Annotated in this window: 11 protein-coding genes; 2 read left to right on the top strand and 9 right to left on the bottom strand. The window is 61.8% G+C overall.

All coding sequences use genetic code 11. The features are described 5' to 3' along the window. Nucleotides 1-13 precede the first annotated feature (13 nt). Nucleotides 14-1,000, bottom strand: a complete 987-nt coding sequence (locus tag AC1RZR_RS08860; protein WP_481828263.1) for an ABC transporter substrate-binding protein — start codon at nt 998-1,000, stop codon at nt 14-16. A gap of 260 nt (nt 1,001-1,260) precedes the next feature. Between AC1RZR_RS08860 and AC1RZR_RS08855 the strand changes: the two genes are divergently transcribed. After that, complete coding sequence (locus AC1RZR_RS08855; protein WP_481828262.1) at nt 1,261-2,232, top strand: sugar-binding transcriptional regulator; 972 nt, start codon at nt 1,261-1,263, stop codon at nt 2,230-2,232. 15 nt (nt 2,233-2,247) lie between these two features. Here the strand turns inward: AC1RZR_RS08855 and AC1RZR_RS08850 are convergent, their stop codons facing one another. The 8 genes from AC1RZR_RS08850 to AC1RZR_RS08815 all read right to left on the bottom strand — a co-directional run bounded on the left by AC1RZR_RS08850 (nt 2,248) and on the right by AC1RZR_RS08815 (nt 11,920). After that, complete coding sequence (locus AC1RZR_RS08850; protein ID WP_379105336.1) at nt 2,248-2,616, bottom strand: hypothetical protein; 369 nt, start codon at nt 2,614-2,616, stop codon at nt 2,248-2,250. A 264-nt stretch (nt 2,617-2,880) separates the two neighbouring features. Next, nucleotides 2,881-4,248, bottom strand: a complete 1,368-nt coding sequence (locus tag AC1RZR_RS08845; RefSeq protein ID WP_481828261.1) for a pyruvate dehydrogenase complex dihydrolipoamide acetyltransferase — start codon at nt 4,246-4,248, stop codon at nt 2,881-2,883. A 3-nt stretch (nt 4,249-4,251) separates the two neighbouring features. Beyond that, nucleotides 4,252-5,250: an alpha-ketoacid dehydrogenase subunit beta gene (locus tag AC1RZR_RS08840; RefSeq protein ID WP_477269508.1), complete on the bottom strand. Its 999-nt coding sequence runs from the start codon at nt 5,248-5,250 to the stop codon at nt 4,252-4,254. After that, nucleotides 5,250-6,278 carry a thiamine pyrophosphate-dependent dehydrogenase E1 component subunit alpha gene (locus AC1RZR_RS08835; RefSeq protein ID WP_481828260.1) on the bottom strand — a complete coding sequence of 343 codons (1,029 nt, stop codon included), beginning with the start codon at nt 6,276-6,278 and terminating at the stop codon, nt 5,250-5,252. The genes AC1RZR_RS08840 and AC1RZR_RS08835 overlap by 1 nt, the downstream gene beginning before the upstream one ends. Before the next feature lie 2 nt (nt 6,279-6,280). Further along, complete coding sequence (locus AC1RZR_RS08830) at nt 6,281-7,609, bottom strand: NAD(P)H-dependent oxidoreductase (RefSeq protein ID WP_481828259.1); 1,329 nt, start codon at nt 7,607-7,609, stop codon at nt 6,281-6,283. A gap of 263 nt (nt 7,610-7,872) precedes the next feature. Then, nucleotides 7,873-9,303 carry a hypothetical protein gene (locus AC1RZR_RS08825; RefSeq protein ID WP_481828258.1) on the bottom strand — a complete coding sequence of 477 codons (1,431 nt, stop codon included), beginning with the start codon at nt 9,301-9,303 and terminating at the stop codon, nt 7,873-7,875. Continuing rightward, nucleotides 9,252-10,490, bottom strand: a complete 1,239-nt coding sequence (locus tag AC1RZR_RS08820) for a patatin-like phospholipase family protein (RefSeq protein WP_481828257.1) — start codon at nt 10,488-10,490, stop codon at nt 9,252-9,254. The genes AC1RZR_RS08825 and AC1RZR_RS08820 overlap by 52 nt, the downstream gene beginning before the upstream one ends. Before the next feature lie 215 nt (nt 10,491-10,705). Further along, the gene (locus tag AC1RZR_RS08815; protein WP_481828256.1) at nt 10,706-11,920 is read right to left on the bottom strand and encodes an ROK family protein; all 1,215 of its coding nucleotides are present in this window, start codon (nt 11,918-11,920) and stop codon (nt 10,706-10,708) included. 209 nt (nt 11,921-12,129) lie between these two features. On the opposite strand from AC1RZR_RS08815, the gene AC1RZR_RS08810 reads away from it, so the two are divergent. After that, entirely contained in the window at nt 12,130-13,368 is a 1,239-nt protein-coding gene (locus AC1RZR_RS08810) for an extracellular solute-binding protein (protein WP_477269498.1), read from the top strand. The last annotated feature ends 18 nt before the right edge of the window (nt 13,369-13,386 follow it).

The following is a 13,386-nucleotide window of genomic DNA, read 5'->3' as shown; positions in this document are numbered from 1 at the left end:
GCGATTGTCGGGCTCAGCCGCCGAACAGTTCCGAGAACTTCGCCTTGTCAGCGTCGGTCTTGGCGACGATTGCCTTGGTGTCGAATGGCATCACCTTGACCTTGACGCCTTCCGGCATCCATTCGGGGCGACCGACCGAGGCGCGCGCCGGCAGGTAGCCCATGGACAGCGCCAGCTTCTGGCCCTCGTCTGAAAGAATGAAGTCGACGAACTTCTTGGCGCCATCGACATTCTTGGCCGTCTTCATGATGGCGACCGGTTCAGTCACCGCCGGCACGCCTTCGCTAGGGAACACGAACTCGACCGGCGAGCCCTTCTTCTTGGCGTTCATCGCCATGAAGTCGACCAGGATGCCATAGGGCTTCTCGCCGCTCGCCACCGACTTCAGCACCGCCCCATTGCCACGCACGCTGACGGTGTTGTTGGTCTTCAGCTTCTGGAAGAAATCCCAGCCATAGTTGGCATCGCCGACGAAGCCCGAAAGCAGGTAGGCGGCAGCGCCCGAATAGAGCGGGCTCGGCATGACCAGGCCATCGGCATAGGCCGGCTTGGCGAGATCGGCCCAATGCTGCGGCTTTTCGGCGGCCGCGGTGTTGTAGACGATGCCGGTGGTGATCAGCTTGCTGCCGAAATAGGTCTTGTCGGCGTCATAGGCATCCGCCTCGATGCCGTCGAGCTTCGCCTCGGGATAAGGCAGCAGCCGGTCGTCCTTCTTCAACAGCTCCATGCTGACCGCGTCGGCGATCAAAAGCACATCGGGCTGCGGACTGCCGGCGGCGAATTCGGCTGCCATCTTGGTCAGGATGTCGCTCGTTCCGGAGCGGTAGATGGTCACGTCGATACCAGGCCGCGCCTTCTTGAAGGCGTCCACGGTCTTGGCGGCATCGGCTTCCGGCTGGGATGTATAGAGCGTCAGCGTTTCGGCGCCGGCCACGCCGGCAAACAAAGTTGCCGCGAGCGCCAGCTGGCTGGCCAGCAGCTTGATGATTAGCGTCTTCATGAGACCTCCTGTCTTGTCTGTGCACGACCGGTCCGGCCCCTGGCCAGTTCCCGTCTCTCCTCCCTGCACGGCGCATATGACTGGTGGATGACACTGCGCGTGAAACCCACAAAATATGTTCATATGTACAATGTCAATTACAAATGAACAGAATTGTGCGACGATCGACGTGCCGGCGGACCGGCATCAATTGACATCGGGCCGGCGTTCCTCCGATGAGGACAATTCGGCCAGGTGATGGCTCATGAGGACGAGGACCGATGCCCACGGAAAAACCCAGACCGGCTGGCCTGCCGATGGTGTCGTCTGACCTCAACGTCAAGACGGCCTGGCTCTACTATGTCGAAGGCTTCACGCAGGAGCAGATCGCCGAAAAGCTCGATGTCAGCCGGGTAAAGGTGATGCGCACCCTCGCCGCTTGCACCGCCGAAGGCATTGTCGTCACCATGATCAATGCGCCAACCGCCGAGCAGGTGGCCCTCGAGCGCGCACTCGAGAAGCGTTGGGACCTCAACGCCGCCGTCGTCGTCCCGACGCCCTCGTCGCACGATCATCTGGAAAAGGCGATCGGCCATGCCGTGGCGGCCTATCTCGGCGAGCAGATGCGGGATGGTATGACGTTGGCCATCGGCGGTGGTGCGACCCTGCATGCGAGTCTCGGCTTCCTCGCCCGCCGGCAATTGAAGCGCGCCTCGGTGGTGGCGCTCGTCGGCAGCCTGCCGCACTCGCAATGGATCAACCCGTCGATTGTCGCCGCCAAGGTCGCCGATGTTTTCGAAGTCGACAACTACCAGATCACCGCGCCGGTGACGGTCGACGACCCCTCGCTTCGCGATCTCTTGTGGGCGCAGCCGACCCTGCAGGACGTGCGCCAGCGCGCTGCCGCCGCCGACATCGCGCTGCTGACCGTCGGCGACATGTCGCCCGACGCCACCATATTCCGGCACGGCATCGTGCCGTCGTCGCTCATCGCTTCGCTGAAGGCGAAGGGCGCGGTCGCCAACATCCTGTGCTTTTTCGTCGACGCCGCAGGCAGGCTGGTCGACCACGAGGTCAACGGACGCGTCATGGCCATCGATCTCGATGTGGTCGGTCAGGTGCCGAACGTCGTTCTTGCCGCAGGCGGTAAGCGCAAGGTTCCGGCGATCCTCGCCGCGCTGAAAGCCGTCAGCACCAATGTGTTGATTACCGACAGCGATACGGCCACGGCACTGCTGGCAAGGGGCGGTTGAAACTCGGCGCTGTAGCTAGATAAGCCCACGCTCGCGCAAAAAATCCTCGACGCCGACATGGGTCATGGATTCGAATTCGGCCACGGCTTCAGCCACCCGTTTGCGCTGGGCCGCCAGCAGCGTGAACACCTGTTTCATCTCGCCGGAAACACCAAAACGGCTCCAGCGCTCGGCGATATGCACCGGCAGGCCAATGTCGGCGCAGAACGCGTCCAGACTGCCATAGCCGAGGCTCACGACCAGTTGCTTGGTTTCCTCCGCCGACATGCGCGGCTCGAAAGCGTGATCGTGCAGGCGCTGCGCCACCAGCTTGATGTCAGACGGCGACGCGCCCATCACCTTGCTGAACAAGGTTTTGACGTCCGATGGGTCGAATGCGGGCATGCTGGCCTCCCTTTGGATCGAAATCCACTTACAACATGGGTCAGGGGTTGGCGCCTGACAAGTCGTTTCTGACATAAGCCGGCTTCGCAGGGCGGCCTTGCCTTATGTCGCCACGCCCGAGGGTGTGTTGAGATTCAGGTCAGGCCGGATCGAGAATGGTTGTCTTCGAGCACCGGAGCGCAGCGTACTTTCGGGTATGTAAGCACCGGAAGCGCAGAAGACCGCCATTCGCAGGTGCCGGCCTCACCTGAACATCAGTAGACCCTAGACCAGCATGCCCATCGGGTTCTCGATCAGCCGTTTGAAGGCGACGAGCAGTTCGGCACCCAGCGCGCCATCGACGGCGCGATGGTCGGTCGACAGTGTCACCGACATCACGGTGGCTATCTTGATCTCGCCATTCTTGACCACCGCCCGCTCCTCGCCGGCGCCGACCGCCAGGATCGTCGCATGCGGCGGGTTGATGACGGCGGCAAAGTCCTTGATGCCGAACATGCCGAGGTTGGACACCGCCGTGGTGCCGCCCTGATACTCTTCCGGCTTCAGCTTGCGGCTGCGCGCCCGGCTGGCCAGGTCCTTCATCTCGTTGGAGATCGCGGACAGCGTCTTTTCGTCCGCCTTGCGGATGATCGGCGTGATCAGGCCACCTGGGATCGACACGGCGACGCCGACATCGGCATGCTTGTGCTTGACCATCGCGCTTTCGGTCCATGACGCATTGGCATCCGGCACCGCCTTCAGCGCCAGCGCCATCGCCTTGATCACCATGTCGTTGACCGACAGCTTGTAGGCGGGCGCGTCGCCCTTGTCGGTCTTCTTCACGGGCGTTGCGGCGTTGATCTGCGTGCGCAATGCCAACAGGGCATCGAGTTCGCAATCGAGCGTCAGGTAGAAATGCGGGATGGTGGTCTTGGCCTCGACCAGACGGCGCGCAATGGTCTTGCGCATGTTGTCATGCGGGACCAGTTCGTAGGAGCCCGCCTCGAACAGTTTCAGCACCTGATCGTCCGACATCGCCTTCACCGGCGCGGCAGAAGCAGCAGCCGGAGCCCCGGCAGGTGCCGCCTTGGCGGCAGGCTTGGCGCCGCCACCGGCAATCGCCGCATCGACATCGGCCTTCACCACGCGGCCGTGCGGACCGGTGCCGGCAACATCGGAGAGCGCAAGACCCGCTTCACGGGCAAGGCGCCGAGCCAAAGGTGTTGCGCGCGCAACCGAAGGCGATTGGCCGATCTCCCCCCTTGCGGGGGAAATGCCCGGGAGGGCAGAGGGAGCCCCGACAGACTGAGACGCAGGCGGGACAGCGCCCCCCTCTGTCGACTTTGTCGACATCTCCCCCACGGGTGGGGAGATTGGCGCTTTGTCTTGCTCCGCCTTGTCCCCATAGGCCTCATCGTCGGCATAGATCCAGGCAACCACCGCGCCGACCGCAATGTCGACGCCCTCCTTGCCGGTGACGTCGCGCAGGACGCCGCTGGCCGGCGCATCGATCTCCATCGCCGCCTTATCGGTCTCGATCTCGAACAGCACATCGCCCTTCTTGACCCTGGCGCCTTCCTCGGCAAACCAGCGCGAGATCTGTCCGGTCGCCATGTCCATGTCGACCTTGGGAAGAATGACTTCGGTCGGCATCGCTCAGCGAATCCCTTTCACGAGGTCGCGCGCGGCCGCGATGATGTCGGGAACCTGTGGCACAACAGCCTTTTCGAGCTCCGGATTGTAGGGGATCGGCGTCTCGGCTCCGCCCAACCGCACGATCGGCGCATCGAGGTAATCGAACGCCTCGCTCTCGGCGATCATCGCGCTGACCTCGGCGCCGATGCCCAGCGTCTTGACCGCTTCGTAGACGCACATCAGCCGCGACGTCTTCTTGACGCTGTCGATGATGGTCTGCTTGTCCATCGGCCGGATCGTCCTGAGATCGACGACTTCGACGTCGATGCCTTCGGCCTCGAGGGCAGCGGCGGCGTCGAGCGCCTTGTGCACCATGATCGAGGTTGCGACGATGGTCAGGTCGCAGCCCTCGCGGCGGACATCGGCCTTGCCGATCGGCACTGTGTAATAGCCTTCGGGCACCGGCCCCTTCATCTTGTAGAGCAGCTTGTGCTCGAAGATCATCACCGGATCGGGATCGGCGACCGCCGCCAGCAGCATGCCCTTGGCATCGTATGGCGTCGCCGGCTGGATGACCTTCAAGCCAGGTACATGGCCGAGCCAGGCCTCGAGGCTCTGGCTGTGCTGGGCGGCGGCACCCGTGCCGGAGCCGGCCGGAAAGCGCATCACCACCGGAACCGAAACCTCACCGCCGAGCATGAAGCGCATCTTGGCCGCCTGGTTGACGATCTGCTCCATCGCCAGCGTGGCGAAGTCGGAAAACTGGAACTCGAAGATCGGCCGCATGCCGGTGAGGGCGGCACCGACCGCCACGCCAGCCCCACCCAGCTCCGAAATCGGCGTGTCGATGACCCGCGCGGTGCCGAAACGATCGACCAGATCGCCGGTGACCTGGAAGGCGCCGCCATAGACACCGATATCCTCGCCCATCAGGAAGACGCGCTCGTCCATTTCCATGGCGATCGCCATGGCTTCCTGTATCGCCTGGGCGTAACTCAGTTCACGCACCATCGCGTCCATCAAGCCTGCTCCGTGTAGACATAATTGCCGGTGTCGCGGACGTCCGGAGACGGGCTCTCCTTGGCGAACTCGATGCCGTCGGCGATCTCTTGCGCCACCGCGCCGCGAATGGCCTCGATGCCCTTGTCGTCGATGAAGCCGAATTCGCGCAGCTCGCTTTCGAACAGGGTGATCGGATCGCGATTCGACATCCAGTCCTCGATTTCCTCCTTGGTGCGGTAGCGGTTGCGGTCGCTCTTGGAATGACCGCGATGGCGATAGGTCTTGGATTCGATCAGTGTCGGCCCATTTCCCACGCGGGCACGCTCGACAGCCTGGTGCGATGCCTCGGCGACCTCGGAGAAGATGTTGCCGTTGACGATGACGCCCGGCATCGAATAGGCGGCGGCGCGTTCGGCGATGTTCTTGACGGCGGTCGATCGGGCCGTCGATGTCGACATGCCGTAGCCGTTGTTCTCGCAGACGAAGATAACCGGCAGCTTCCAGATCGCGGCTATGTTCAGCGCCTCGTGGAAGGCGCCTTCATTGTTGGCACCATCGCCAAAGAAGGAGACCACGACCTTGCCGGTCTTCATCATTTTGGAGGACAGTGCCGCCCCGACGGCGATCGGGATGCCGCCGCCGACGATGCCATTGGCGCCGAGATTGCCCTTGCCGACATCGGCAATGTGCATCGAGCCGCCACGGCCCTTGCAATAACCGGTGGTCTTGCCGAAGAACTCGGCGAACATGCGCTTGACCTCGGCGCCCTTGGCAATGCAGTGGCCATGGCCACGATGCGTCGAGGTGATCTGGTCATCCTCGGCAAGTGGCATGCAGATGCCCATGGCGCTGGCTTCCTGGCCGATCGACAGATGCATTGTGCCGTGGATAAGGCCGCGCGTGTAGCACTCCTCCGCGCCCTCTTCGAAGCGGCGGATGAGGTACATCTTGTACAGCACCTCTCTGAGCTGCTCGGCGCTGTATTGGCGATAGACGAAGGGCAGGTTGGCGCGACTGTCGGCGACGGCTTTGCTGGCTCCGGCCATGGTCAGGCTCCCACGGAGCCGTAGACGAGCTTGTCCTGGCGGGCGCGCAATTCGGCGATCTTGGAGCCCGGCGCGGGAGCGGCATTTGCATAGGTGATGAGCTCGCCCCTCTTGATCGGCGCGGTCACCGAGCCGCCTTGCAGCAGGCCGCAGGGAACGGCCTTGGCGGCGCGCGCCTCCGGCGCCGTCATGATCCAGGCGCGGTAGCAATATTCACCGATCGCATCGAGCTTCTCGCCCGGCTTCATGTCCTTCTTGGCCACCGCGCAGACTTCGGCGGTCGGCTTGGCCAGCGGCACCATGTCCGCCTTTCCGTAGAGCACGACGCGGGCGCAGGTCAGCGGCACTTCGAGCGAGGTCAAATGATAGGGGCGGTGGAAGGTGAAATACGGGCCCTTGCCCATCTTCAGATCTTCCATGCGCTCCGAAATGCGCGGGTGCGACATGTCGGCGACGACGAACACACCGGGCGCGACACCCTTGCCGATCGAGTAGTCGACGACGCCGACCTTCGACAGCACGCCGCCATCCTTCTGCGGCACCAGGACCTTGGACAGGTCGCCAAGCGTCGCCGCCGGGCCATGCATACCGGGCTTGTCGGGAACCAGCCCGGTGGCATTGGCGATCGCCGCCATCTCGACCATTGTCTTGGAGCCATCGACGAATTCGACCAGCATGCGCACATTCATATGCCGGCGCTTGGCCTCCTCCTCATAGTCGGGGGGCGTGGCATCGATGTTGAGCGGATTGTTCTTGCCCTTGCCGGCGGCGACGATCGGATGCCCCATCGCCGAGACGAATTCTATCAGCTCCATACAAGAGGACGGCTCGTCGCCGGCACCCAGCGAATAGGTGACTCCCAGCCGGTCGGCCTCGCTCTTCAGATAGGCACCGATGGTGACGTCGGCTTCGACATTCATCATCACCAGATGCTTGCCATGCTCCATGGCGCGGAGCCCAATCTCGGCGCCGACGGCAGGAACGCCGGTGGCGTCGATGACGACGTCGATGAGATCGTTGTCGATAACCAGGCTGGCATCGTTGGTCACCGCCACCTTGCCGGCCTCCATCGCGGCCGTCATCGTCGAAGCGTTCGACACTTCGCGCGCGTGGCCGGTTTCCTGGAAGGCGATATCGACTGCCTTGCTGGCGGCGGGCAGGTTCAGCTCGGAGATGGCGCCGATCTCGATGCCGGACATATGCGCGACCCGGGTAACGATATCGGTGCCCATCTCGCCGGAGCCGATCAGGCCGATGCGAATGGGCTTGCCCGATCTGGCGCGGTCCTCGAGATCGCGGGCAAGGCCGGTCAACGAAACATTGGAAGCCATACCGCTCGTTCCTCCCATAGTGCAGGCTGTTCAATGGCCTGACGGGTATTGAACATATGTATTTCTGTCAAGACTAATGTGCAGATTTCGCATGCTTTTAAGGCGCCTGGCGGAAGGCATGTCGTGTCGAAAAAGAGACTTGGAGGGCTGTAGCCCAAGCAGTCGGCCGGTCCGCTTCAACGAAGGCTAGCGGCCGCCAGATGTAGCTCGCGATGTACGAGAACGACGCTGATTCAGCAGCGCAGCCGCCAACGGCACATCGCCTAAATCATCGCATCCTGCTGGCGTTGCACAATTTTCTCCACGGCGTCTTGCGGCACGTTGAGCTGCGCCAGCGCCCTTCGCACGAGGCTTGGCCAATCCTGCATCGGGCAACTCTTTAAGCCGGCAAAACGATCTTTGCCGATGAAGAAATTACGCGTCGCGTGGAAGCCGAGCGCTCGATAGACCTCGAATTGCTCTTCATTGAAGAACTGATCCAAGGTCGTTTGATGGGGGAACTGCGGGTAACGCCGACGATAGTCGCGTATCATGTCGCTTTCGTCACCGCTCATGCATGACTTGATGTAGATCAGCACGCCGTGCTCGTCTTCTCCATAGTCAATTCTACCGATCGCGACGTGGGGGCCATGGAACGGCCCCTCATCGGTAGGGCTGTCGTTCAGCTTCTCCTCGCTTGCCTGCGCATTCGAGCGTCGAAGCTCGGCCCAAGGCAGATCTATCAGAATGCCGAGATCGATTCGTGCATAGCGCTCGACCCGAATGAGCGAGTTGAAATCGAGCGTCGGGTCGGCCTCGGCGTCGGCCACGACGATAACCTTGCAGCGCCTTTTCAGCAGCTCATAAAGGCCCAGATTGTCGAAATGGCCTCCATCCGTCAGGTAGACATTGCTTGTCAGTTCATCGACTCTGCCCATCGCTTCCTTGGCAAAGTACCAGGGCGCGACATGGGCCAGCCATCCCCGCAGGCCCGACCGGTCACCGAGGAACCGCGGATTTGGAAGCCAGTACCCCAGGCGTACGTTCAGCGCAGCTAAGCTGAAAGTCAGGGCGCGGATGGTGTTCGCCCCCATATTTGCGGATGCCGCCGCTCCCGAGATAGCCATTGCCGTGCCGAGATTGAGATTGCGGTCGGCCTGCTCGACTGACTCCGTCGCGATGTAGCCCGTAGCCTGGCTGCCGGTATAGAGGGGGCTGAGAAAGAAGGCATCGGCACTGCGACCGCGCCTGCCGAGAAAGGGCGACCCCTCCAGATTGACCGTGGTGTTTATGATCAGATAGGGCGAAAACCAAACGGAATCAGCCCAGTTTCCTGGGGAGCCGGGCTTCAGCGACGTCAATTTGAACTGGTCGACATCGATCTCCCGTTTTCGTGCTTTCCGGTCTTTGAGCCATCGCTTCAGGGGAGCGAGCACGCGGTTTTTTTCAACAAGTTCGCTCTTGGCGCCGTCTCTCAGCTTGTCCAGCCGCCAAAGGAATGCCCTGCTCAGACGGTCCCGGTAGTAACCGTGGAGCGAATTCGCGTTTGGCGTGACCAGCAATGAGAAAAGAATGAGCAGGCCAGCCACGATCGCATAGTTCTCGCGTGCATTTTCGGTGACAGCTGCCGCGCCGCCACCGCTAATTCCCGCATAGGACAGGCTTAGATAAACCACCCACAGGAATACCGGCACAACCACGGACAGGCAGTACAACAGGATCTTGGAAGCCAGATGTTAGCGGTTCCGGTCCACGAATTGTCGCCCTTCGAGGCAACCACGACGGCGATAAGCTTGTTGCCGAAGGCAGCAAGCCCGGCCGACATGCCGACAAGGACACTCCAGAGCCCGCTCAGTGAGTTCGGCATATGGATCAAGGCGCACCCGACCCAGTTGATCGCTTTGCAATCCTTTGGTGGGTTCGCCGCATCGAAGAGTCCGGCGAGAACGTAAGCCTGAAACTCGAAGAAGGCGATCAGCAGGCACACGATAAAGACGAATGCAAAAACCCGGCTGGTCGTTTCTCGCTCTACAAGCGTGGTCATGCGATCAGCCCGCTTCGAAGGCCAAAAGGCAACTATCGAATAGCCAATCTGCATAATGCCGAATGCAGTCAGCAGAACGATCGACCAAAAGAAGACGCTTTGCGAATCCCCGGTCAATTTTTCGAAGATGGGCAGCCGCAGTGATGCTTCCGTCGGGTTGATCAGGAGGGTCAGCCAGGCAAGCGTTACAAGAGCCGCAAGGAAAATCATCGCGTTGACCAGCAGCCCACGCAGCAGCACCACGAGGCCGACAATGACGTCGATAAACCCATTTGGCGCCAGATAGTTGGAATAATGCCGAATGTGCTGGGTCTCGAGGGACTCCGGGCCGCCGAGTGTGCTTGTGAACGGAAAAACACCATCCGTCTGCATCAGCCCGGCGACCAGCGACGTTCCGATGTAGCCGCCTCCGGAAACCGTCGATAGGTAATCGACATTGTCGAACACCTTCGGCTGGTCCTCTTCGGTGATGGACTCCAGCGCCTGCATAACGCCCATGCAAAATGCCGCCGAACGAACGCCTCCGCCTGAACACGCAAGGCCTGTCAGGTCGCGCTCCGCCTCGATTCTGGGATAAGGATTGCCGCGCTCATCCGCCGTCCCCGATGTCACCACTTGGACCCGGGCCGCACGGCTCGCCGCCACCGACGACGCACTCGGCGGTCTCTTCCCGCCCTTTTCGTCCGACGCACGTCTGGCGGCGATCAGTTCTCGGCGACGACTGACAACGGAAGCCTCGGCGATCATCACATCGTAGAACGAAATCGGGAGTGTTTCAGCGTCTCCAGACATGACATTCTCGGGTGGCAAGGGAACTTTCCGACTGAGAAGATGCTCTGGAAACGCGAAAAATGACATGGTGCGATAGCCCCATGAACGCGATTTCTGTTTCACTCGATTGATGGGCGACGGGCCTGCGCATTTGATTCATGCCGGCCAGCCAAATCAGGCGGCAGCGCTGTCCAGAAAATCGTGAAAATGCACGATCACCCATCCGCATCGATCAGGATCACAGCATAGACCGGCGACTCGTGCCCCAGGCGCCAGGGCGAAAAGCCTGGCGGCCGGCCCTTTCAGGCGCCGCTGGATCGCGTCTTCAGGATCGCCGAAAACAGCGGATCGAAGGCGCGGCTGATAGGCGCCGCGGCGGCACCGAGCGCGATCGACCAGGGATCGGTGGTGCCAAGCTGCAGGCGCGGCAAATTCCGCCCTGGCCGGTCGGCGATCGACGGCAGCAGCGGATGCATCGCCTCGATCAACCGGCGGGCCAGTGCTTCCGGCGCTCCGCTGGTCAGGATGACGGTCTGCGGATCGAAGATCGTTTCGATGAGGTGCACGCTCCAGCGCAGATCATGCGCCGCACCATCGATCCAAGCCGTCATCTTGGGATCCTCGACCATGACCAGGGCGTCAATCTGTTGGTAGATATCGTTGTCGGCCGGGTTGAGATCGAGATGCTGGTAGAGCGAGGCCAGCGACGCGCGATGTTCGAGCGGCGTCGAGCCGGGTCCGGCCGGCGACAGCAGCGCCATGCCGATCTCGCCTGCATTGCCATGGCCCCCGCTGTAGAGTTCACCGTTGAGAATCAGCCCGGCGCCGATGCCGTAGCCGACGTAGAGGCAGACCGCGTGATCGACACCGTGCGCCGCGCCGACGATGCGTTCCGCCGTCGCGCAGGCGGCGGAGTCGTTCTGCAGGCCGACATTCAGGCCTGTGCCTTCAGCCAGCGTCTCCAGCAGCGGAAATTTCTGCCAGGCCGGCATCATCCATTTGTCGTCCGAGTTCTTCAGCCCGAAAGGACCCGGCATGGCGACGCCAAGGCCGACCAGCCTCTGTTCGGATTGGGCGGATAGCTCAGCCAGTTCGCGTCGGACGCCACTGATCAGGCCGAGGATGACCTCGACGCCCTTCGATGGTTCATCGAATGGCAGGTTGGCCTCGGCGCGAGCCAGCACGCTGCCCATCAGGTCGACGGCGACCGCCCGCGTCAGATGGCGGTCGATCTGCAGACCGATGGCGAAGGCCCCCTCGGGAACCAGCTTGTAAGGGGTCGAGGGTTGGCCCCTGCCCTTGCGCACCGCATCGAGGGCAACGACGAGGCCATCGCTTTCGAGATCCTCGATGATGTTGGAGACCGCCTGTTTGGTGAGTTGCGTCGCCCGTGCCAGATCAGCCCGCGACAGGGCGCCATTGAGACGCAGCGCCTCGATCATGACACGGCGATTGTGCGCACTCGTGCCTTCCTGATTGGTGCCGCTTTTGGCGCGGATCGGGCTGATATCGTCCACCGGCGTTTCCCTCTTGACTCCATTAGGATATTGATCGACTAATTAAGTCAAGCGAATTGACTTAATAGCGAAACCGACCGCAAAACAAGACGGCCAGGGCTTTGGACCCTGTCGCCGCCCCCCGGTCGGGAAGCATTGGGTCACGTGACATCAACCCGGGAAGGCAATGAAGATTGCCGGCCCGCCAACATCGGAAATGGGAGAAGAAGATGCTGAAATCGATCGGTAAGACCCTTTTGGGCGCAGTCTTTGTCGGGGGGCTGTTCGTTCCCCATGCCTTCGCCGAAACGTCGCTCAATGCGCTTTTCATGGCGCAGGCCGCCTACAGCGAGGCCGACGTGCGCGCCATGACGGACGCCTTCACCAAGGCCAATCCCGACATCAAGGTCAATCTCGAATTCGTCCCCTATGAAGGCCTGCACGACAAGACCGTGCTCGCGCAGGGCTCGGGCGGGGGCTATGACGTCGTGCTGTTCGACGTCATCTGGCCGGCCGAATACGCCACCAACAAGGTGCTGGTCGATGAGTCGTCGAAGATCACCGACGACATGAAGAAGGGCGTGCTGCCCGGCGCCTGGACCACGGTCCAGTACGACGGCAAGTACTACGGCATGCCGTGGATCCTCGACACCAAATACCTGTTCTACAACAAGGATATCCTGGAGAAGGCCGGCATCAAGACGCCGCCGAAGACCTGGGAAGAACTCGGCGAACAGGCCAAGATCATCAAGGACAAGGGCTTGCTGAAGACACCCATAGCCTGGAGCTGGGCGCAGGCCGAGGCCGCGATCTGCGACTATGCCACGCTGGTTAGCGCCTATGGCGGCGACTTCCTAAAGGACGGCAAGCCGGACTTCCAGAATGGCCCCGGCGTCGCAGCGCTGAAATACATGGTCGACAGCTACAAGTCGGGTCTCACCAATCCCAATTCCAAGGAATTCCTGGAAGAAGACGTGCGCAAGGTCTTCCAAAACGGTGACGCCGCCTTCGCGCTGAACTGGACCTATATGTACAACATGGCCAACGATCCGAAGGACAGCAAGGTGGCGGGCAAGGTCGGCGTTGTGCCGGCGCCAGGCGTTACTGGCACCAGCGAGGTGTCGGCCGTCAACGGCTCAATGGGCCTCGGCGTCACAGCGGTCTCAAAGCATCCGGACGAAGCCTGGAAATACATTGAATTCATGACCTCGCAGGCGACGCAAAACCAGTATGCCAAGCTCTCGCTGCCGATCTGGGCTTCGTCCTACGACGACCCGGCCGTCACCAAGGGCCAGGAAGAGCTGATCGCCGCCGCCAAGCTCGGTCTGGCCGCCATGTATCCGCGCCCGACCACGCCGAAGTACCAGGAGCTGTCGACTGCCTTGCAGCAGGCGATCCAGGAATCGCTTCTCGGCCAGTCTTCGCCGGAAGACGCCTTGAAGACCGCCGCACAAAACAGCGGCCTCTGAGACGTTGCTTCCAACCAC

This window comes from Mesorhizobium bavaricum (assembly GCF_056781655.1).
The sequence above is the reverse complement of the archived record's forward strand: the minus strand, read 5'-3'. Positions and strand labels throughout refer to the sequence as shown.